Annotated in this window: 18 protein-coding genes and 1 pseudogene; 15 read left to right on the top strand and 4 right to left on the bottom strand. The window is 62.0% G+C overall.

The genetic code is table 11. The features are described from left to right. The 8 genes from trbE to YU3_RS0102560 are packed head-to-tail and all read left to right on the top strand — an operon-like array spanning position 1 to position 8,034. A complete protein-coding gene (gene trbE, locus YU3_RS0102525; protein ID WP_027164761.1) occupies positions 1–2,457 on the top strand; it encodes a conjugal transfer protein TrbE in 2,457 nt (818 codons plus the stop codon). Further along, positions 2,454–3,212, top strand: coding sequence for a P-type conjugative transfer protein TrbJ (trbJ, locus tag YU3_RS0102530; RefSeq protein WP_027164762.1), 759 nt, complete (start codon positions 2,454–2,456; stop codon positions 3,210–3,212). The genes trbE and trbJ overlap by 4 nt, the downstream gene beginning before the upstream one ends. An 11-nt stretch (positions 3,213–3,223) precedes the next feature. After that, positions 3,224–3,547 (top strand): putative entry exclusion protein TrbK-alt, encoded by a 324-nt coding sequence (trbK-alt, locus tag YU3_RS35895; protein WP_051333821.1) that lies wholly within the window; start codon positions 3,224–3,226, stop codon positions 3,545–3,547. A 2-nt stretch (positions 3,548–3,549) separates the two neighbouring features. Then, a complete protein-coding gene (gene trbL, locus YU3_RS0102540; RefSeq protein WP_027164763.1) occupies positions 3,550–4,926 on the top strand; it encodes a P-type conjugative transfer protein TrbL in 1,377 nt (458 codons plus the stop codon). Positions 4,927–4,929: 3 nt separating this feature from the next. Beyond that, positions 4,930–5,619, top strand: a complete 690-nt coding sequence (trbF, locus tag YU3_RS0102545) for a conjugal transfer protein TrbF (RefSeq protein WP_027164764.1) — start codon at positions 4,930–4,932, stop codon at positions 5,617–5,619. Continuing rightward, on the top strand, positions 5,616–6,677 hold the full coding sequence (gene trbG, locus YU3_RS0102550) for a P-type conjugative transfer protein TrbG (protein WP_027164765.1): 1,062 nt from the start codon (positions 5,616–5,618) through the stop codon (positions 6,675–6,677). Before trbF ends, trbG begins: the two co-directional genes overlap by 4 nt. Beyond that, positions 6,674–7,819, top strand: coding sequence for a TrbI/VirB10 family protein (locus tag YU3_RS0102555; protein WP_027164766.1), 1,146 nt, complete (start codon positions 6,674–6,676; stop codon positions 7,817–7,819). The genes trbG and YU3_RS0102555 overlap by 4 nt, the downstream gene beginning before the upstream one ends. A gap of 2 nt (positions 7,820–7,821) precedes the next feature. Beyond that, positions 7,822–8,034, top strand: a complete 213-nt coding sequence (locus YU3_RS0102560) for a DUF2274 domain-containing protein (protein ID WP_027164767.1) — start codon at positions 7,822–7,824, stop codon at positions 8,032–8,034. 9 nt (positions 8,035–8,043) lie between these two features. Here the strand turns inward: YU3_RS0102560 and YU3_RS35900 are convergent, their stop codons facing one another. After that, on the bottom strand, positions 8,044–9,003 hold the full coding sequence (locus YU3_RS35900) for a LysR family transcriptional regulator (RefSeq protein ID WP_051333822.1): 960 nt from the start codon (positions 9,001–9,003) through the stop codon (positions 8,044–8,046). 142 nt (positions 9,004–9,145) lie between these two features. Between YU3_RS35900 and YU3_RS39030 the strand changes: the two genes are divergently transcribed. The 7 genes and pseudogenes from YU3_RS39030 to YU3_RS39040 all read left to right on the top strand — a co-directional run. Further along, a complete protein-coding gene (locus tag YU3_RS39030; RefSeq protein WP_027164768.1) occupies positions 9,146–9,394 on the top strand; it encodes a helix-turn-helix transcriptional regulator in 249 nt (82 codons plus the stop codon). Between the two features lie 299 nt (positions 9,395–9,693). Beyond that, positions 9,694–10,353, top strand: a complete 660-nt coding sequence (locus tag YU3_RS0102575) for an ABC transporter permease subunit (protein WP_027164769.1) — start codon at positions 9,694–9,696, stop codon at positions 10,351–10,353. Between the two features lie 12 nt (positions 10,354–10,365). Continuing rightward, positions 10,366–11,115, top strand: coding sequence for an ABC transporter permease subunit (locus YU3_RS0102580; protein ID WP_027164770.1), 750 nt, complete (start codon positions 10,366–10,368; stop codon positions 11,113–11,115). A 52-nt stretch (positions 11,116–11,167) separates the two neighbouring features. Then, positions 11,168–12,016: a transporter substrate-binding domain-containing protein gene (locus YU3_RS0102585; protein ID WP_027164771.1), complete on the top strand. Its 849-nt coding sequence runs from the start codon at positions 11,168–11,170 to the stop codon at positions 12,014–12,016. A gap of 78 nt (positions 12,017–12,094) precedes the next feature. After that, on the top strand, positions 12,095–13,345 hold the full coding sequence (locus tag YU3_RS0102590) for a CapA family protein (RefSeq protein ID WP_027164772.1): 1,251 nt from the start codon (positions 12,095–12,097) through the stop codon (positions 13,343–13,345). A gap of 167 nt (positions 13,346–13,512) precedes the next feature. Then, the gene (locus YU3_RS41585; RefSeq protein ID WP_280794777.1) at positions 13,513–13,896 is read left to right on the top strand and encodes a helix-turn-helix transcriptional regulator; all 384 of its coding nucleotides are present in this window, start codon (positions 13,513–13,515) and stop codon (positions 13,894–13,896) included. Positions 13,897–13,977: 81 nt separating this feature from the next. Further along, positions 13,978–14,214: pseudogene (locus YU3_RS39040) on the top strand (acetyl-CoA C-acyltransferase); the annotation flags it as partial. A 692-nt stretch (positions 14,215–14,906) separates the two neighbouring features. On the opposite strand, the gene YU3_RS0102600 reads toward YU3_RS39040, so the two are convergent. The 3 genes from YU3_RS0102600 to YU3_RS0102610 are packed head-to-tail and all read right to left on the bottom strand — an operon-like array spanning position 14,907 to position 17,792. Continuing rightward, complete coding sequence (locus tag YU3_RS0102600) at positions 14,907–15,845, bottom strand: dihydrodipicolinate synthase family protein (RefSeq protein ID WP_051333824.1); 939 nt, start codon at positions 15,843–15,845, stop codon at positions 14,907–14,909. Then, positions 15,838–16,824: a Gfo/Idh/MocA family oxidoreductase gene (locus YU3_RS0102605; protein WP_027164775.1), complete on the bottom strand. Its 987-nt coding sequence runs from the start codon at positions 16,822–16,824 to the stop codon at positions 15,838–15,840. Before YU3_RS0102605 ends, YU3_RS0102600 begins: the two co-directional genes overlap by 8 nt. Then, positions 16,821–17,792, bottom strand: coding sequence for a Gfo/Idh/MocA family oxidoreductase (locus tag YU3_RS0102610; protein WP_027164776.1), 972 nt, complete (start codon positions 17,790–17,792; stop codon positions 16,821–16,823). Before YU3_RS0102610 ends, YU3_RS0102605 begins: the two co-directional genes overlap by 4 nt. Positions 17,793–17,810: the final 18 nt, after the last annotated feature.

Below are 17,810 nucleotides of genomic sequence, written 5' to 3' on the forward strand. Positions count from 1 at the left end.
ATGATGAACCTTGCTGAGTTTCGCCGGGACGCCAGCCGCCTGGCCGACTATCTGCCTTGGGCCGCGCTCGCGGCGCCTGGTGTGGTGTTGAACAAGGACGGGAGCTTTCAGCGCACCGCAAGGTTTCGCGGTCCGGACCTGGATTCCGCCGTGGCGGCAGAACTGGTGGCGGTCGCCTCGCGCATCAACAACGCCTTTCGTCGTCTGGGCTCCGGTTGGAGCATTTTCGTCGAGGCGCAGCGCCATGAGGCGGCGACCTATCCCGACAGCCAATTTCCCGATCCCGCCTCCGGCCTGGTCGACGCCGAGCGCAAAGCCGACTTCGAGGAGGAGGGCATCCACTTCATATCGAGCTACTTCCTCACCTTCCTCTACCTGCCGCCGGCTGAAGATGCGGCGCGGGCGGAGACTTGGCTCTACGAGGGGCGCGAACAGTCCGGCGTGGATCCTCATGAGATCCTGCGCGCGTTTGTCGACCGCACCGATCGTGTTCTCTCGCTTCTCGACGGCTTCATGCCGGAATGCCAGTGGCTCGACGATGCCGAGACGCTGACCTACCTGCATTCGACTGTCTCGACGAAACGCCATGGGGTGCGCGCCCCGGAGACCCCGATCTATCTCGATGCGCTGCTGGCGGAGCAGCCTTTGACTGCCGGGCTCGAGCCGCGCCTTGGCGACCAGCATCTGCGCGTTCTCACCATTGTCGGCTTTCCGACCGCAACGACGCCAGGCCTGCTCGACGATCTGAACCGGCTCGCTTTTCCCTATCGCTGGACGACACGCGCGATCCTGCTCGACAAGTTCGACGCTACCAGACTGCTGAGGAAGATCCGACGGCAATGGTTTGCCAAAAGGAAGAGCATCGCCGCGATCCTGAAGGAAGTCATGACGAACGAGGCGTCCGTGCTCGTGGACACGGACGCCGCCAACAAGGCCGCGGACACCGACATCGCCTTGCAGGAACTCGGCGCTGACGTTGCGGGCGTGGCCTACGTCACCGCGACCATCACGGTCTGGGACGCCGATCCGCATTTGGCGCAAGAAAAATTGCGCCTTGTCGAGAAAGTCATTCAGGGTCGCGACTTCAGCGCCATGCTGGAAACGGTCAATGCCGTCGATGCCTGGCTTGGGTCATTGCCCGGGCATGCCTACGCCAATGTCCGCCAACCGCCCATCTCGACACTCAATCTCGCCCACATGATCCCCCTCTCTGCCGTGTGGGCGGGGCCGGAACGGGACGAGCACCTTGGTAATCCTCCCTTGCTATATGGCAAGACCGAGGGCTCGACCCCGTTCCGGTTGTCCTTGCATGTCGGCGACGTCGGCCACACCCTGGTGGTCGGACCCACCGGCGCTGGCAAGTCCGTGCTGCTTGCGCTGATGGCGCTGCAGTTCCGACGCTATCTGCACAGCCAAGTCATCGCTTTCGACTTCGGCGGCTCGATCCGCGCCGCAGCACTCGCCATGGGCGGTGACTGGCACGATCTCGGGGGCGGGCTCACCGAGGGGAGCCAGGCTTCCGTATCGCTCCAGCCTCTCCAGCGCGTCCACGACACCTACGAGCGCGCCTGGGCGGCCGACTGGATCGTGGCGATCCTTGCACGCGAAGGCATCCCCATCACCCCCGATGTCAAGGAGCACATCTGGACCGCGCTGACATCGCTCGCCTCAGCGCCGGTCGACGAGCGCACCATCACTGGCCTCAGCGTGCTCTTGCAGGCGAACGACTTGAAGCAGGCCCTGCGGCCTTATTGCGTTGGAGGCCCATACGGCCGGCTGCTCGATTCCGAAGCCGAGCATCTCGGCGCGGCATCCGTGCAAGCCTTCGAAATCGAGGGTCTTATCGGCACCGGAGCAGCACCTGCTGTTCTGTCCTACCTGTTTCACCGCATAGGCGACCGGCTCGATGGACGGCCGACTCTTCTGATCATTGACGAGGGCTGGCTCGCGCTTGATGACGAAGGTTTTGCCGGCCAGTTGCGCGAGTGGCTGAAGACGCTGCGCAAGAAGAACGCCAGCGTCGTCTTTGCCACCCAGTCATTGTCCGACATCGACAGCTCCGGCATCGCGCCGGTGATTATCGAAAGCTGCCCAACCCGGCTGCTGCTGCCCAACGAACGCGCGGTCGAACCGCAGATCACGGCGATCTACCGCCGCTTCGGCCTCAACGACCGCCAGATCGAGATCCTGGCGCGCGCGACGCCAAAGCGCGACTACTATTGCCAGTCGCGCCGCGGCAACCGTCTCTTCGAGCTCGGCCTTTCCGAGGTCGGTCTCGCGCTCTGCGCCGCTTCGTCCAAGACCGACCAGGCTCTCATTGCCAGTGTTGCCATCGAGAACGGCCGGGACGGTTTCCTCGCGGCATGGCTGCGCGCCAGAAACGTCGCCTGGGCCGCCGACCTCATCTCCGCCCCGCAAATCTCTGCCCCGCAACCCAAAAAGGAGCCCCAAACATGATTACCCGTCACGCCCGCGCACGCGCCCTTACGCTGGCCGCGGCCATGCTCGCCTTGCCCCTTTCAGTATCGCCCATCGTTGTCAGGCCGGCGCACGCTTTCATCGTGTTTGATCCATCGAACTATGCCCAGAATGTGCTGACGGCTGCCAGATCGCTCCAGCAGGTCACCAACCAGATCACCTCGCTGCAGAACGAAGCCCAGATGCTGATCAATCAGGCCCGCAATCTGGCGAGCCTGCCCTTCTCCTCGCTCCAGCAATTGCAGCAATCGGTGCAGCGCACCCAGCAACTGCTCAACCAGGCGCAAAACATCGCCTTCGACGTCCAGCAGGTCGACAAGGTCTTCCAGCAGCAATACGGCAGCGTGTCCCTGTCCACGTCCGATCAGCAACTCGTCGCAGATGCGCGCTCGCGCTGGCAAAACACGGTTGGCGGCCTCCAGGACGCCATGCGGGTTCAGGCCGGGGTCGTTGGAAACATCGACACCAATCGCGCCCAGATGTCTGGGCTGGTCGGCGCCAGCCAATCGGCGATCGGCGCGCTCCAGGCGACGCAAGCCGGCAACCAGCTTCTGGCGCTTCAGGCTCAGCAACTCGCAGACCTCACGGCCGTCGTCGCCGCGAACGGCCGGGCAGCGGCACTGACAGAGGCCGAACGCGCCGCGGCCGCCGAACAGGGTCGTGAGCAGCGGCGGCGCTTCCTCGTCCCGGGATCGGGCTACCAGGCCGGCAATGCGGCGATGTTCAACCGCTGAGGTCCGGGATCATGGATGGCAAGACCCTCGTTCGCATCGCCGGCATCATCTTCGTCGCGTTCGCCGTGACTGCGACCGCGCTCGAAATGACCCGCAAGAAGGAAACATCGGCTGGATCCGTCCGCCCGCCAGCGTCCATAGCGCCGAGTGCGCTTCGCGAGGGTCTTCGCCGCTGCCAGAGCCTCGGCGAGGCTGCCTTGCTCGATCGCGATTGCTCGCGATTGTGGGCCGAACAGCGCGATCGCTTCCTTGGCTTCAATCCGCCATCGGGTAACGCCGCGCCAGGGTTGGCCTTGCCGCATTCGCCGGATGCGACCGGGCAGGGGGCGCGATAGGCATGGGTGGCACCGGCGTCATTGATCAGTTCCTCGGCACATTTACCCGTTACATCGACAGCGGCTTCGGCCTGCTTGGCGGCGAAGTCGCATTCATCGCCACTACGCTCATTGTCATTGACGTGACGCTCGCCGCACTTTTCTGGAGTTGGGGCGCCGATGACGACATCCTCGCGCGGCTCGTCAAGAAGACGCTGTTCGTGGGCGTCTTCGCCTATCTGATCTCCAACTGGAACAGCCTTGCCCGCATCGTCTTCGAGAGCTTTTCCGGCCTCGGCCTGAAGGCGAGCGGCACCGGATTCTCGGTTCAGGATCTGCTGCGGCCTGGCAAGGTGGCGCAGACCGGGCTCGACGCCGGACGACCATTGCTCGAGGCGATCTCGGGGTTGATGGGCTACGTTTCCTTCTTCGAGAATTTCATTCAGATCGCTTGCTTGCTGTTTGCCTGGGCGCTCGTCCTGCTTGCCTTCTTCATCCTGGCTGTGCAGCTCTTCGTCACGCTGATCGAATTCAAGCTGTCGACGCTGGCAGGCTTCGTCCTGATCCCGTTCGGCCTCTTCGGCAAGACGGCCTTCATGGCTGAACGCGTGCTCGGCAATGTCATTTCGTCCGGTATCAAGGTGCTTGTTCTTGCCGTAGTCATCGGCATCGGCTCGACGCTCTTCGGCGAGTTCACCCAAGGTTTTGGTGGCGACAGCCCTACCATCGATCAAGCCATGGCGATCGTGCTGGCGGCACTGTCGCTGCTCGGTCTGGGCATCTTCGGTCCTAGCATTGCCAATGGTCTCGTCTCCGGCGGACCGCAGCTTGGTGCCGGCGCCGCGGTTGGCACGGGCCTTGCCGCTGGCGGCACGGCGCTTGTCGCCGGCGGCGCTGCTGGCCTTGCAGTCCGGGGCGGGGGCGCCGCTTTCTCCGGAGCGGCTTCCGCGACGCGAAGCGGCGCGTTCCTGGCGGGCGGGGCGTCAACTGCCTATTCCCTCGGCTCCGCCGGCCAGACCGGTGCTGCCGCTGTTACCTCCGGGCTGAGCGGCGTTGCAAGCGCAAGTGCATCCGCTGCAGCCTCGCCGCTCAAGCGCGCGGTCGCGCGTGCCAGTCAATCAATGAAGTCAAGCTTCGCTTCAGGCGTCAGTTCCGCCGTTGAAGCGACTGGTGGTTCTTCGACACTGGGGACGGTCGCAGGTGCTGCCGAGCCCGCCAGCGATCCATCGTTTGGTCGCGGTGGCCAAGCGAGCGGCGCAGCACAAGGCCCGCCTGACTGGGCTAAACGCATGCAGCGATCCCAGCGCCTCTCCCACGGCGTCCAGACCGCTGCTCACGCCGTGCGCTCCGGCGAGGCCCACGGCAGCGGAACCTCCATTTCCCTCTCTGAAGGAAAGTGATCGATGAACATCTTCCGACGACCGGCCGTTCACTACGGCAAGACACCTCAACTGGAGACGCCCTACCAAAAGGCAGCGCAGGTTTGGGACGAGCGCATAGGCTCTGCGCGCGTGCAGGCTAAGAACTGGCGCTACATGGCCTTTGGATCGCTGATCCTGTCGGCTGGCCTCGCCGGCTCCCTTGTGTGGCAGTCCGCCCGAGGCTCGGTCGTACCCTGGGTGGTTGAGGTCGATAAGCTCGGACAGGTGCAGACAGTTGCACCGGCGGCCGCCGACTACAGGCCAACCGATCCGCAAATAGCATGGCATCTCGCCCGTTTCGTCGAACAGGTCCGATCAATCCCGGCCGATCCGATCATCGTGCGCCAGAACTGGCTGCGCGCCTATGAATGGACGACCGACCAGGGCGCAGCGGCGCTCAATGACTATGCCCGTGCCAACGAACCGTTCTCCAGAATCGGCAAGCAGCAAGTCACGGTCGAAGTCTCTTCGGTCATCCGCGCTTCTGCCGATTCCTTCCGCGTCGCCTGGACCGAGCGTCGTTACGAAAACGGCCAGGTCTCCACTACCGAGCACTGGACCGCCATCCTGACAATCGTGGTCCAGCCGCCGGCCGATGCCGAACGGCTGCGGGCTAACCCGCTTGGCATCTACGTCAACGCCGTCAACTGGTCCCGGGAGATGAGCCAATGAACATCGGATTGGATGGCATCACCACCACAGCCGCTCGCGCGTACACGTTCGCCGCGTCGCTCTTGTCAGCGTCTTTGCTCACGGGCTGTGCAACGCTGCAGAAGCCCCCACAATTCGCCTACGACACCTATGTGCCGCCGTTACCAACGGTTCCAGCTGTCGCGACTGATGAGAAGCCGAAACCGTTACATAACCCGCCGAGTTGGTCCCCGACGCGTGGCGGTGCCACCGGTAATACACCAACAGCGCGTGTCGAGAATGCCAACGCGGCGGCTCGCGTCCAGCCGCGGCGTGAGGGCTATTACAACGCCATCCAGATATATCCCTGGAGCGAAGGCGCGCTTTATCAGGTCTATGCCGCGCCCGGGCAGATAACGGACATTGCGCTCGAGCCCGGCGAGAGCCTGACCGGCACCGGCCCGGTTGCGGCGGGCGACACCGCACGCTGGATCATCGGCGATACCGAAAGCGGGTCGGGCATCACCCGGCGCGTCCATGTTCTGGTTAAGCCCTCGCGCGCGGACATCACAACCAATCTCGTCATTACCACGGACCGGCGCAGCTACATGATCGAGTTGCGGGCGGATGAGAAGCCCTACATGCCGGCCGTGGCGTGGGCATATCCGGCCCAACCGGTCGGCCGGCGACAGGCAATTCCCGCAACGCCATTGATCCCCGACGTTGCTGCGCGCAACTACCGCTATCGCCTTACCGGCGACACGCCGCCATGGAGGCCCGTCGCCATCTACGACGACGGCAGGCGCGTCTACGTCGAGTTTCCGCGCGGGATCGTGCAGGGCGAGATGCCGCCGATCTTTGTCATTGGTCCGGACGGCGAACCGCAGGTCGCCAACAGCCGTGTCTACCAGAACGTTCTGATCGTCGACCGGCTCTTCGGCGCTGCTGAACTGCGTCTTGGCAGCGGCAAGCGCCAACAGATCGTCAGGATCTTGCGTAGTGATGGGGCACCAACCCGTCGACTGCCGCCGATGCCAGGCTTCGGTGCGGCGCCGAAAGTCACGAACGTACCGAGACAACGGGGAGGGCAGGGGGCATGAACGAGAACCAAACCGCCGCTCAGCCGATGCGGCTGCGCGCCGAGCCGGCGCGTGTGACCCGGCTGTCACGCAAAGTGCTCGCAGGCATTGGTTGCGTTGCATCGCTCGGCGTCGGAGGCGCACTGATATACGCGCTTCAGAGCCGCGATATCGGCACCGACGGCAAGGAGCTCTACTCGACCTCCAATCGACAGCCCGCCGACGGCCTGGCTGGGCTGCCACGCGATTATACCGGCCCCGTCCTTGGGCCGCCGCTGCCCGGCGATCTCGGGCGGCCGATACTCGACGCCCAGAACAAAGGGCAGCCCGTGGTGCCGCCAAGCATCGCGCCCCCCACGGTCGACGAGGCAGAGCAACGCCGGCTGGCTGAAGAAGAGGCCGCCCGGACGTCGCGTGTCTTTTTTCAGACGGGAGCGGTGGCCGCAGCCGCGACCGAGGGGCCCGGCAATAGCGCAGTGCCGGACCTCTCCGGAGCCGGCATGGCAGGAGGCCAGACGGCGCAGGATCGCCAACTGGCATTCCTGAACGCGGCGGCCGACCGACAGACGGTGACGCCCGATCGCGTCATGCCTCCGGCATCGCCATATGTTCTTCAGGCTGGCGCCGTCATCCCAGCGGCTCTGATAACTGGCATTCGCTCCGACCTGCCCGGTCAGATCCGCGCGCAGGTGACGGAGAATGTCTATGACAGCCCAACAGGCCGGGCGCTTTTGATCCCGCAAGGGACGCGCGTCATCGGTCAATACGACAGCGGGGTTGGTTTCGGGCAGCGTCGCGTGCTGCTCGTTTGGAGCAGGCTCATCTTCCCGAACGGCCGCTCGATTGTTCTAGAGAGGCAACCTGGCGCGGACGGGCAGGGCTATGCCGGCCTGGAGGACGGCGTCGACTACCACTGGAGCGAGCTCTTCAAGGCGGCCGCTCTCTCGACCATACTCAGCGTTGGGGCGCAGGCTGGCTCGTCCGGTCAGGAGAGTGACATCGTGCGCGCTTTGCGAAGCGGCGCTTCCGACAGCGTCAGCCAGGTCGGCCAGCAGATTATCCAGCGCCAGCTCGAAATAGCGCCGACGCTCACCATTCGGCCGGGATTTCCGGTTCGCGTGATCGTCACCCGCGATCTTATGCTCGAATCCTATAGAGGTTGAAAATGGCCAAGCTGAAACTCGGACCAATCGTCGACGACAAACCAGTCAAAGTCACCGTGGAACTGCCAGCACCACTGCATCGCGACCTTACCAGATATGCTGAGCTCCTTGGACGCGAAGTGGGGCAGCCGTCTGCCGATCCCGTGCGCCTGATCGTGCCGATGCTCGAGCGCTTCATGGCGATGGACCGCGGCTTTGCAAAAAGCAAGGCATGAGCGAAACGCTTAGCGTCGGATCGCTAGTGCAGGCCGAACGATATCGGGAGCTATATCGTTTGCCGGGAGACAATCTGCGAAAGCCGATCGGATCGCGTCGAGAGCGACCTCAAGGTTGCTGGAAAACGGCCTGCCTCTCTGCCAGATGGCGACGTAGTGATAGAGCGCTGATGGGTCGACCGGTCTTGCTTCCAACTCGAACGCTGAATATTCACGCGCGATTATCTCATTGGTGATCGAGACGCCGAGGCCGGCCGAAACGAATCCGACCTCGTAGCCGTTGGAGTCATACTCGACCAGTATGTCCGGCTCGACACCAGCGAAGCGCAAGGCGTTGAAGTTCATTTGATGCGACGCGAATTCGGGGTCGATATCAACGATCGTTTCGCCTGCCAGGTCGTTCGCTTCGACACAAGCCTGCTTTGAGAAGCGGTGCTTTGGATGAAAGATGCATACGTTGCGCGCCGAGCCGAGCGGCGCCCACTCAAACAGGCAAGGATCCAAAGGCAGCCGAGAGATGCCAAGGTCCGCTCGACCGGACAGGATGTGCTCGCCCACCTGGTGATAGTTTCCTGAAATTGATCGGACGCTCGAACCGGTCTTCGAATGGATTGTTGCGACGACCTTCGGCAAGGTCACGAAACCGAAGACCGCGGGTGCGGCGATTGCCACTTGTTGCCTCTCGTCGTTCTTCATCGCGAAGATCGACGCTTCCAGACGATCCAGGGACGTCAGCGCAAGTTCGACATTGCGCAGGAGTTCCCAGGCCTCTCGCGAAGGAAGGATGCGATTGGTGGATCTCTCAAACAGCGCGATGCCGAGTAGCGCCTCAAGCTGTTTGATGTGTTGACTCACCGCAGGTTGGCTAATCCCGAGCGCGATAGCTGCTTGCCTCGTTGATCCGGCCCGCAGCACCGCGCGAAAGACCTGCAATTGTCGGAGCTTCAGGCCGCTCTGCAGCAACTCCATTTCTTTGACCGCCACTCCTACTTTTTCTCAAGCCTGCCGTCTGGGACGAGCTCGAAAATTAATCACGGCCCCGTTCCCTCCAAGCTCGTTTGTAGAGAATACTCCGTGGTGAAATACTCTTCAAGGCGCTGCTCTCGGATACATGGAAATCCGAGAGGTGTTTGCGAGAAACCTAAGAACCTTGCGGCAGGCCAAAGGCCTGTCACAGGAAGAACTTGCACACCAGGCTGGGCTCGATCGGACCTATATCAGTGCTTTGGAACGAAACGTCTACAACGCCAGCATCGATGTCGTTGATCGGCTGGCTGAAGTGCTGGGCGTGGATGCAACAGAATTACTGAAACGACCCAAAGCAGAGCTCGGGAGATCGAAGTCTGGGCCAGGCGAATAACAGGTCAAAGTGTTCTGCTGGCTTAGGTCACAACATCTAAGCAGACTCCAACGCTGCCATCGCGATCCGGTCGCGCCTGACAATCGGCTCTATGCTGGGCGTGTATAACCGCCCGTTATAGCAAAATTTCTGGAAATTATAGATTGATAAAAAAGTGCTGGCCGATAGCATAGAGAAAATCTGCAAAATTGTTGGCGGGTTTCCATAAATTAAATTCGCAGCCATAGGCGATAAACCGAAGGTGCCGCGCTGAAAGAAGCGCCGTACATTGCGGAGTTGCGAGCTGGTGGACGAACTCAATGCACGGTTTTACTGCTCAGTTTGCTACCGCCTTTATGGTTACGGTCAGTCTCGGCCTTGTTAGCGGGTCTCTTGGCACGGTGATTGGGCTGCTGTTGGCCATGTCGAAGAGCTCTCCGGCTTCCCGTTTCAAGGCTGCGGTGACGGCCTACACGACGGTCGTTCGCGGTGTTCCAGAACTCCTCATCATCCTGCTCATCTACTTCGGGGGGACCACCCTTGCCAGCAAGATCGCCGGCCGATATGTGGAAGTGAATGCCTTTACCGCTGGGGTAATTGCGCTCACGGTTGTCTTCAGCGGCTATGCCACTGAAGTCTTCCGTGGGGCGATTGCGGCCGTCCCTGCGGGACAGACTGAGGCGGCGAAGTCGCTGGGATTAAATGCTTGGCAGCGGTGGGCCTTTATCATTGGCCCGCAGATGCTGCGACTGGCCTTGCCCGCCTATGGCAATCTTTGGATATCGCTCTTCAAGGATACCGCCCTGGTCTCGATCGTCGGCCTGACCGACATCATGCGTGTTGCCTATGTGGGCGCTGGATCGCTGCGCGCGCCGTTGGCATTCTATCTAGCGGCATCCGCGCTTTATCTCTCTCTGACGACGTTCACCTTGCTGTCGATCCGCTTGGCGGAGCGGCGCTACCCCGCTCTTGGTCGATAGGGGCGCTCCGCGATGAACCTCAGCTTGATGTTCGAGGCCATGATGGTGCTGCCGTCGGGTGTTGGCCTCACCCTGACCCTGACGGTCCTGTCGCTGGCAGCGGGCTTCATGTTGTCAGTTCCCCTGGCCTTTGCCCGCGCGTTTGGTCGGCCCGGCCTGTCTCTCGCAGTGCTGGCCTACACCTATGTCATTCGCGGAACGCCCATGCTCGTACAGCTCTTCCTGCTCTATTACGGCCTGGGCCAGATCGAAGCCGTTCGAGCGAGCGTCTTTTGGGTTGTCCTGCGCGATCCGTTCTGGTGCGCCTTGCTTGCTTTTTCACTGAACAGCGCAGCGCACACGACCGAAATTCTATGCCGGGGCCTCCAGTCCGTGCCGAAGGGCGTCGTGGAGGCCGCCGTAGCGCTTGGCCTGAAACGCATCCAAATCGCTCGCCTTGTCACTTTCCCGATCGCTTTCAGGATATCGCTCCCGGCTTACGGAAACGAGGTGGTGGGGATGATCAAGGGCTCGTCCCTGGCGAGCACCGTAACGCTGCTCGAGATAACCGGCATGGCGCGACAACTCGTGTCGTCCACGTTCGCACCCTACGAGGTCTTTATTGTTGCTGGAGCGATCTATCTGGCGCTCACGACACTCGCTGTGAAAGCGACCCAGTTTCTGGAACGTCGACTTTCCTCCGGCGACCATTCAAAGCAACGACGCAAGGCGCGGTTCCGACCGGCCTTGCCGAGACACCGGATCACCACGCCAGTGCCGTGACGCCGCAGCTTTGCGGCTGCCTTCCCACCGACCCAAACAAATGAGGTGCCTCATGCGCATTCGTCTAGCCGTTGCCGTTTCCATCGCCGGCTTGATTGCAGCAATCCCAGCCCGGGCCGGGACTGAAAGAACGATATCGATCGCCACCGAAGGCGCATCGCCGCCCTGGGACGGGACCGATGAGAACGGCAAACTTTACGGGTTCGATGTCGATGTCGGTCTCGAACTGTGCAATCGCATGAAGGTCAAATGCAGCTTCGTCGCACAGGATTGGGACGGGATCATTCCCGCACTGCTGGTCGGCAAGTACGACGTCATCATGTCCGGCATGGCCATCACCGACAAGCGCAAGCAGCAGATCGCCTTCTCGATCCCCTACGCCAGCGGCTTCAACCAATTCGTCGTGCGCAAGGAGCTTGGGCTCGATGCCGGCGACACCAAGGAACAGGTCAATCTCTCGACCATGGGTGACAAGCAGAAGACGACTATTGAGCGTGTCAGATCGACGCTAAGCGGCAAAGCCATTGGTGTCCTTCGTTCATCCAACTCGGAGGCTGTTGTAAAGCAGCTCCTCGGCGATGTCGTGAGCATTCGCAGCTATGACAGCCTCGACAATTTGAAGCTCGATCTTGCTGCCGGGCGCGTCGACGGCGGTCTGGCTGACTATTTCACATGGCGCGACTTCCTGGAGACTCCTGATGGTTCCAGTGCCGAGTTCTTCGGTCCGGAACTCAAGGGTGGTCTTTGGGGGCCGGGCGTCGGCGCCGGCATGCGCAAGGACGATACCGAGCTGGTCAACAAGTTCAACGCGGCGATCGAGGCGGCAACCAGGGACGGAACAATCAAGGCGCTGAGCCTGAAGTGGTTCAAGGCCGATATCGCCCCAGCCGTATCGAAGTAGCTGGAACACCGGTTCCGCTTCGATCTGGCGCTCAAAGCGTGTCAGCCCCACACCTTTATAATCCACAGAGCGAGTTCAATGAGAGACCCTTTTTGCGCGGTCGTCACCGGCCAATCGTTGATCACGCATGACATCCGTCATGTCCAAGCCGAGCGGTTCCCCGAGATCGGACGCTTCCTCCAACAAGGTGACGTCGTCTTTACCAATTTCGAATCGACGATCCTCGGCCAACATGGCGGTTGGCCGACCAAAGGCAAATACTTCGGTTACTCCAGGCCAGAGATGCTCGACGCCTTGCAAGACATCGGCTTCAACGCGCTTGCCTTGGCGAACAACCACGCATTTGACCTCGGCCCTTGCGGCATCCAGTCCACGCTGGAGGAAGTTGAGGCGCGGGGGTTCCTGCACGCTGGGATCGGCATCGACGAAACACATGCTGCGAAGCTCGGCCGGCGCCATCTGGGTAATCGACAGGTTTCTCTGCTTGCGGTCGATGCAGGCCCTGGCCCGGCCAACATGTATGCAGCAAACCGTACCCCTTCCCGACCGGCTCGTCCTGGCGTCAACCGGCTGACCACAGTGCGCAAGATTGCGGTGCCGGACGGGCATTTCCGGAGACTGGCTAGGCTTGGCGACCACTTGCAAAGTTCGCACTTCGAACTGACCAACTATGCGCAGCCGGACGATCCCCCTGAAGTGGCGGGCCAGGAGATCAATTTCTACGGCACCGTATTCTCTCAGGCAGCCGACTTCGGTCGCCTGATCGAGATAGACCCGCAAAGCGCGGAGATACATTTGCGCGCCATCGGGCAGGCGGCCTCGCAAGGCGACTTCGTCATTGCCTATCTGCACCACCATCATTGGGAACCCGGTTGGCAGGATGTGCCGCGCTGGGTGCAGGCCTTTGCCCGGATGTGCGTCGACGCCGGCGCTGACCTCTTCGTCAGCCACGGCGCCCCCGTGCTCCAGGCAGTGGAAATCTACAACGGCTCGCCGATCTTTTATGGTCTCGGCAATTTTCTCTTCCACGTCCATCCCGACGAGGACGAATGGAGTCCGCCGGAAGTGTGGCAAAGCATTGTCGCAGCATGTCGTTACGATGCAAGCGGATGCCTCCAAACGATAGACCTTCTGCCCGTCGTGATTGGTGGAGGAGATCAGGCTGTCGGATCCGGAACAGGTAGATTGGTTCCAGTCGCCGCCACCGGAAATGTAGCGCGAGATATTCTCGACGGTTTCGCGATCCGCTCTCGGACCTTTGGCACCGCAATCGCAATTTCCGGATATTCCGGCACCATCGTTGTGCCGCCTGCGCGCAAATTCCGCTGAAGATCGACACCAACCAGTTCCGCCTGCGACGATCCTTTAGCCGAGAATGGCTTCGTGGAGCATCGAAAGCATTGTCGAAGCCGAAACGCTCGAGACCAGCGCCAAAGATCGGGCGCGACCCTCACCCGGTCGATCTTCATGTCGGCAGACAGATCGCGACTGTTCGCGTGCAGTCGGACGTATCGCAGGCTCAGCTTGCCCGATCGATAGGTATCAGCTGTCAACAGCTCCAAAAATACGAGAATGCAACAAACCGCGTAAGTGCGTCCATGATCTACGAGATCGGCAAGTCACTGGGCGTGCCGGTTAGCCGTTTCTTCGAAGGCCTGCCGCAGTATGGGGGGAGGGATCATGAACCTTCACAGCTGCCGGTCGATCGGATTGGCTTCATTGCCAGCCCGGAAGGTCGGCGCCTTATCGAACGTCTCATTCAACTGTCTCCGCGGGTGCGAGCCCGCGTATCTGCTCTGATCGCCGCGGTCGGGGAAGAGTTGAGTGTCCCTCAATGCGATGAAAAGCAACGAGACGGCCGGCGAACAGGCGCCGGCTAAACGCAAGATGTTGCGTGGGGAGCCAGTTCGATCGAACCTGTTGCAGGGCAGCACCCATGACGCCGTCACTTCCCCGGCATCGAGCTCTTCGCGGTTCCGGGTATCTATTGCCGCGGTCGGCTGGGCATCCCAATGATAGGCTCAACGTCAATGGCGGGGCAATTTCTATTGGACATCCCTATGCTTGTCGGGCGCGCGACTCGTCGGTCGCGCACTATTGAGGCCCGGCGACGCAATGTGAAATACGTTGCCGTGACCATGTGCGTTGGCGGCGACATGGGCGCTGCCGGCCTTTTCGAAGTCTGCCGGCCCCCATGACCACGTGCGTGCGCGTGGGCCCAGGTAAGGCTGCCTGCCTGTCATTTGAGTAAGGGTTTCGCCGAATGTAACGGCCTGTTGTTGTCATCCATTCTGCCGTCTTGAGACGGTAGAGAACGTCGCGCGGGAGGCTCCCCGGTCTGGAGCTTTTCACTGCTGCGATACTTGCAGGGCACCTTACGCCCATCGACCCGACGCGCACAGATGTCGGTTATTCGCCCATGTGGGCAGATGGCGCCGCATCGCGCCGCTTGTGAACGTCGTCGACCCGCTCCGCGGCTATTAGTCTCGCGGCATTGCAAATAGATCCCAGGCGTTTGCGAATAGTCTTCGTCCCTGTAGCATTCGACCTGTCGTGGAGAGACATTCATCGCCGCGCTCGCTCTTTTCTAGCCTATTCCGCCGCCGCGGGCCGAGGTTTCGCCCCGCTCGAAACGGTTCTGCCAGTGTCTCGGCGCCACAACGGGTCCGTCTTCGACCGGCGACGATTTGCTGCCCGTAGCGCCGGGGTATTCTCAATGAGGTTGCGGCACAGGACGCCTGTGGCGCGAACATATTGTTCCCTGCGGCCCTTCCGGGTCCGGGAAGGTCGACTCGCATCCGCTGCATCAGCACAATCCGATTGGGAATTTACGCGAGGGATTTTTCAGCTGTCCGCCTTCTCCCGAACGGATCGCGATAGAGGCAGTCCTCTACCACCACTCCGGGAATATTGTACGCGCCGCCGTCGCCAACCGTGGGATTTCCGCATCGGGGACGGAAGAGTATGGCCACAACAGGCGTGGACCGATATTGCCCCAGCCGCCGGCCGCAGCCATCGCCTTGTCCAGCGCGGCGTCGCTGACCTGATAGCGCACTCGGAAGGGCAATACATGATCGGTCAGAAACGCCTGGATGCGTGCCTGGATCTCCGCAGCATTCGATGCACCGCTCACTATATGCCGCCACCACGATAACGCCCCCTTTGGACTGAGGCAGGCAACGTTGGAATAGCTGCCGTGAGCGCCTTGAGCATATCCTGTCGCCAGCGTGTGGCCCGGCACGAATACCGAGAAGCCGGGCAGGAGGCGTCGCATCTCATCGAACCAGGCTGCGTCGCCTCCCGGTAGCTTGGCGCCGATCAATGTCGGCACTTCTTCGCGAAGGCGCGCGATACCCTGCAGCGTGAGCCGTCGTTTCGCATGCGGCGGGCTGTAGAGGACAAGGGGGAGGCTTGGCGCCGTCTCGGCGAGGCCCTCAGCGAAGCGCCTAATCTCATCGTCGCTCGGCGGCCACCAGTCGGGCAGGGTGAACTGCACGGCGGAAGGTGACTGCTCCACTACGCGCCGCAGACGCTCGCGCGCTACGCGCGCATTGGACTGGCTGATGCCTATCTGGAAAGGAACGCCGGCACGATCTGCCTCCTGCGCGACCAACGCGTTCAGTGTGTCGAACTCGTCCTCGGTCTGACAGTGGAACTCGCATGCCGTGCCGTTCGAATAGATGCCGTCGACGCTGGAAGCGCACAGGCTGGCAATGGTTTCGCGCGTCGCGCTCCAGTCGATCTCGCCATCTTGGCCGATAGCAAGCAGGACGGCGCCCCAGATGCCCCGCGGCGCGTTGGCAGGCAGGGCGGCGAGATGGTCAGGCAAGTTCTTCCTCCCTGCGGCTTTCGTTCGACCGGTATGCAGCCTCGATGATGGCGATGATCTTGCGGCTGTAGTCGCCGGTCACGGTGACCGGCGCGTCGTTCAGGATCGCGTCGCGCATATGCGTCCATTCGCGGATTACGGCATTGTGCATCCAGTTTGGCTCGAATGAGTTCGGCAGATCGGTCCATCGGGCGCCACGACCGAGCGAGGTGCCCCGGTCCATGTCGATCCTGAGCGTTCCACGCTCGCAGATCAGATCCATTGCAAAGCTGGCGGCGCCGTCGCGATAGCCGACGCTTTGGACCTGACCGATGCCGCCGCCTGCGAAGCGGAGGCTGAGCATCGAGGCATCGTCCGCCTCCTGGTCATGGAATTTGGCACCGAGCATGGCGCCGACCGAGACGACGTCGTCATCCATCAACCAGACCAGACGGTCGAGCGCGTGAATGCCCGCGGTCATGAGCATTCCGCCGCCGGTCCCATAGCGGAGATGCCAATCCTGCCGGTTCTGCTCCATCCACAACTTGATCATCCAGCTTGAAGCGATCAGCGGGCGGCCGAGCGAGCCCTCGGCGAGCGCCTCCTTTGCCGTCATGCAAGGGCGCGAGAAGTGCATCAGATGGCCGACCATCAGCTTGACGCCTTTCGCCGCGACCGCCGCATTGATCGCGTCGCAGGCAGCGGCGGTCGGAGCCATCGGCTTCTCCAGCAGGATGTGCTTCCCGGCCTGAGCCGCGCCGATCGCCATCTCCGTGTGCAGATGGTGCGGCGTGGCGATAAGAACGGCATCGACATCCCTGTCATCGATGAGCGCGCGCCAGTCCCTGTAGCCGCGGCCGCCGTGCTCGGCGGTGAAGGCGCCAAGCGCGGGCTCGTCGTTGCGGCATGCCGCGACAAGGCGGACGCCATCTACCTTCTCGATCGCATGCGCGTGCGCGGCGCCAAAATGCCCGGCGCCGATAATCCCAACTCCAATCATTCTCTTCCCTTGCGGTAAGCGGTATCGATCAGCGACATTGCCGCGACGTAGTCATTGAGACAGATGGTCGCCGGCTCGTTTCGCGCCAGCCGGTCGAAAGTGTCGCGCATGCAGAGGCGATAGCGCGTCGCCGGCGGTTCCGGCGTGAGTTCCGTGCCCGCCCCATCATCGAGGCTGGCCGAGATCGCCTTGTCGCCGTGATCAATCAAAGTCGCGTTGGCGCTGACGATGCGCCATTCGAAATCACCGCCGGGGCGCATGGATGCAAAGGTATAGCCCGCCTCGACGGTGAACATCGCGCCGGCCTCATCTTCGAACACCAGCAGCGCATAGTCTTCGACAGGTGAATTGTGGATGCGGTTGCCCACGCATGCCGTTCTCAGCCTGAGGCGGCCGGTTGCAAGGTCGAGCGCGGCGTCGATGCCGTGGATGCCCAGATTGCGCAGCGCGCCGCCACCGCCGATTTCAGGGTCGACCATCCAGGCCACTCCATCCTGCGCATATCGTTGAGGCGGGCCGTTGACGATCCGAAAATGGCCATGCGCGATCGTGCCGGCGCGCCCCTGCTGCTGCAGCTTCCGGAATGCGACCACCGCCGGCCCGAAACGGTTGGGGAAGGGCACGCTCACGAAGGCATTTCGTCGCCGGGTCAGTTCGAGCAGCTCCGACAAGATTTCGGTGCTGCTTGCCGCCGGCTTCTCAAGGATCAGCGGAATGCCTGCGTCGATGATCCGACGCGCTCGCCCCGGTACGCTGCGGGGATGTCCCATCAGAAGAATGACGCCGGCTCCGGCAGCGAGCACATCGTCGAAGCGATCGATCGAGCGCAGCGAATTCGACCGCGCAAACATCTTTGCGTGTTGTTGATCCTCGTCCCAAACGCCGATGATTTCGCCGCCGGCGGCACGGGCAGCGTCCAGGTGCATTCCGGCGTGCCAGTGGCTCGAACCGGCAAGGATGATCTTCATGTGCAGGCGCTTTCCTTT

Source organism: Mesorhizobium sp. WSM3224, assembly GCF_000427725.1.
In the GTDB taxonomy this organism is placed as follows: domain Bacteria; phylum Pseudomonadota; class Alphaproteobacteria; order Rhizobiales; family Rhizobiaceae; genus Mesorhizobium.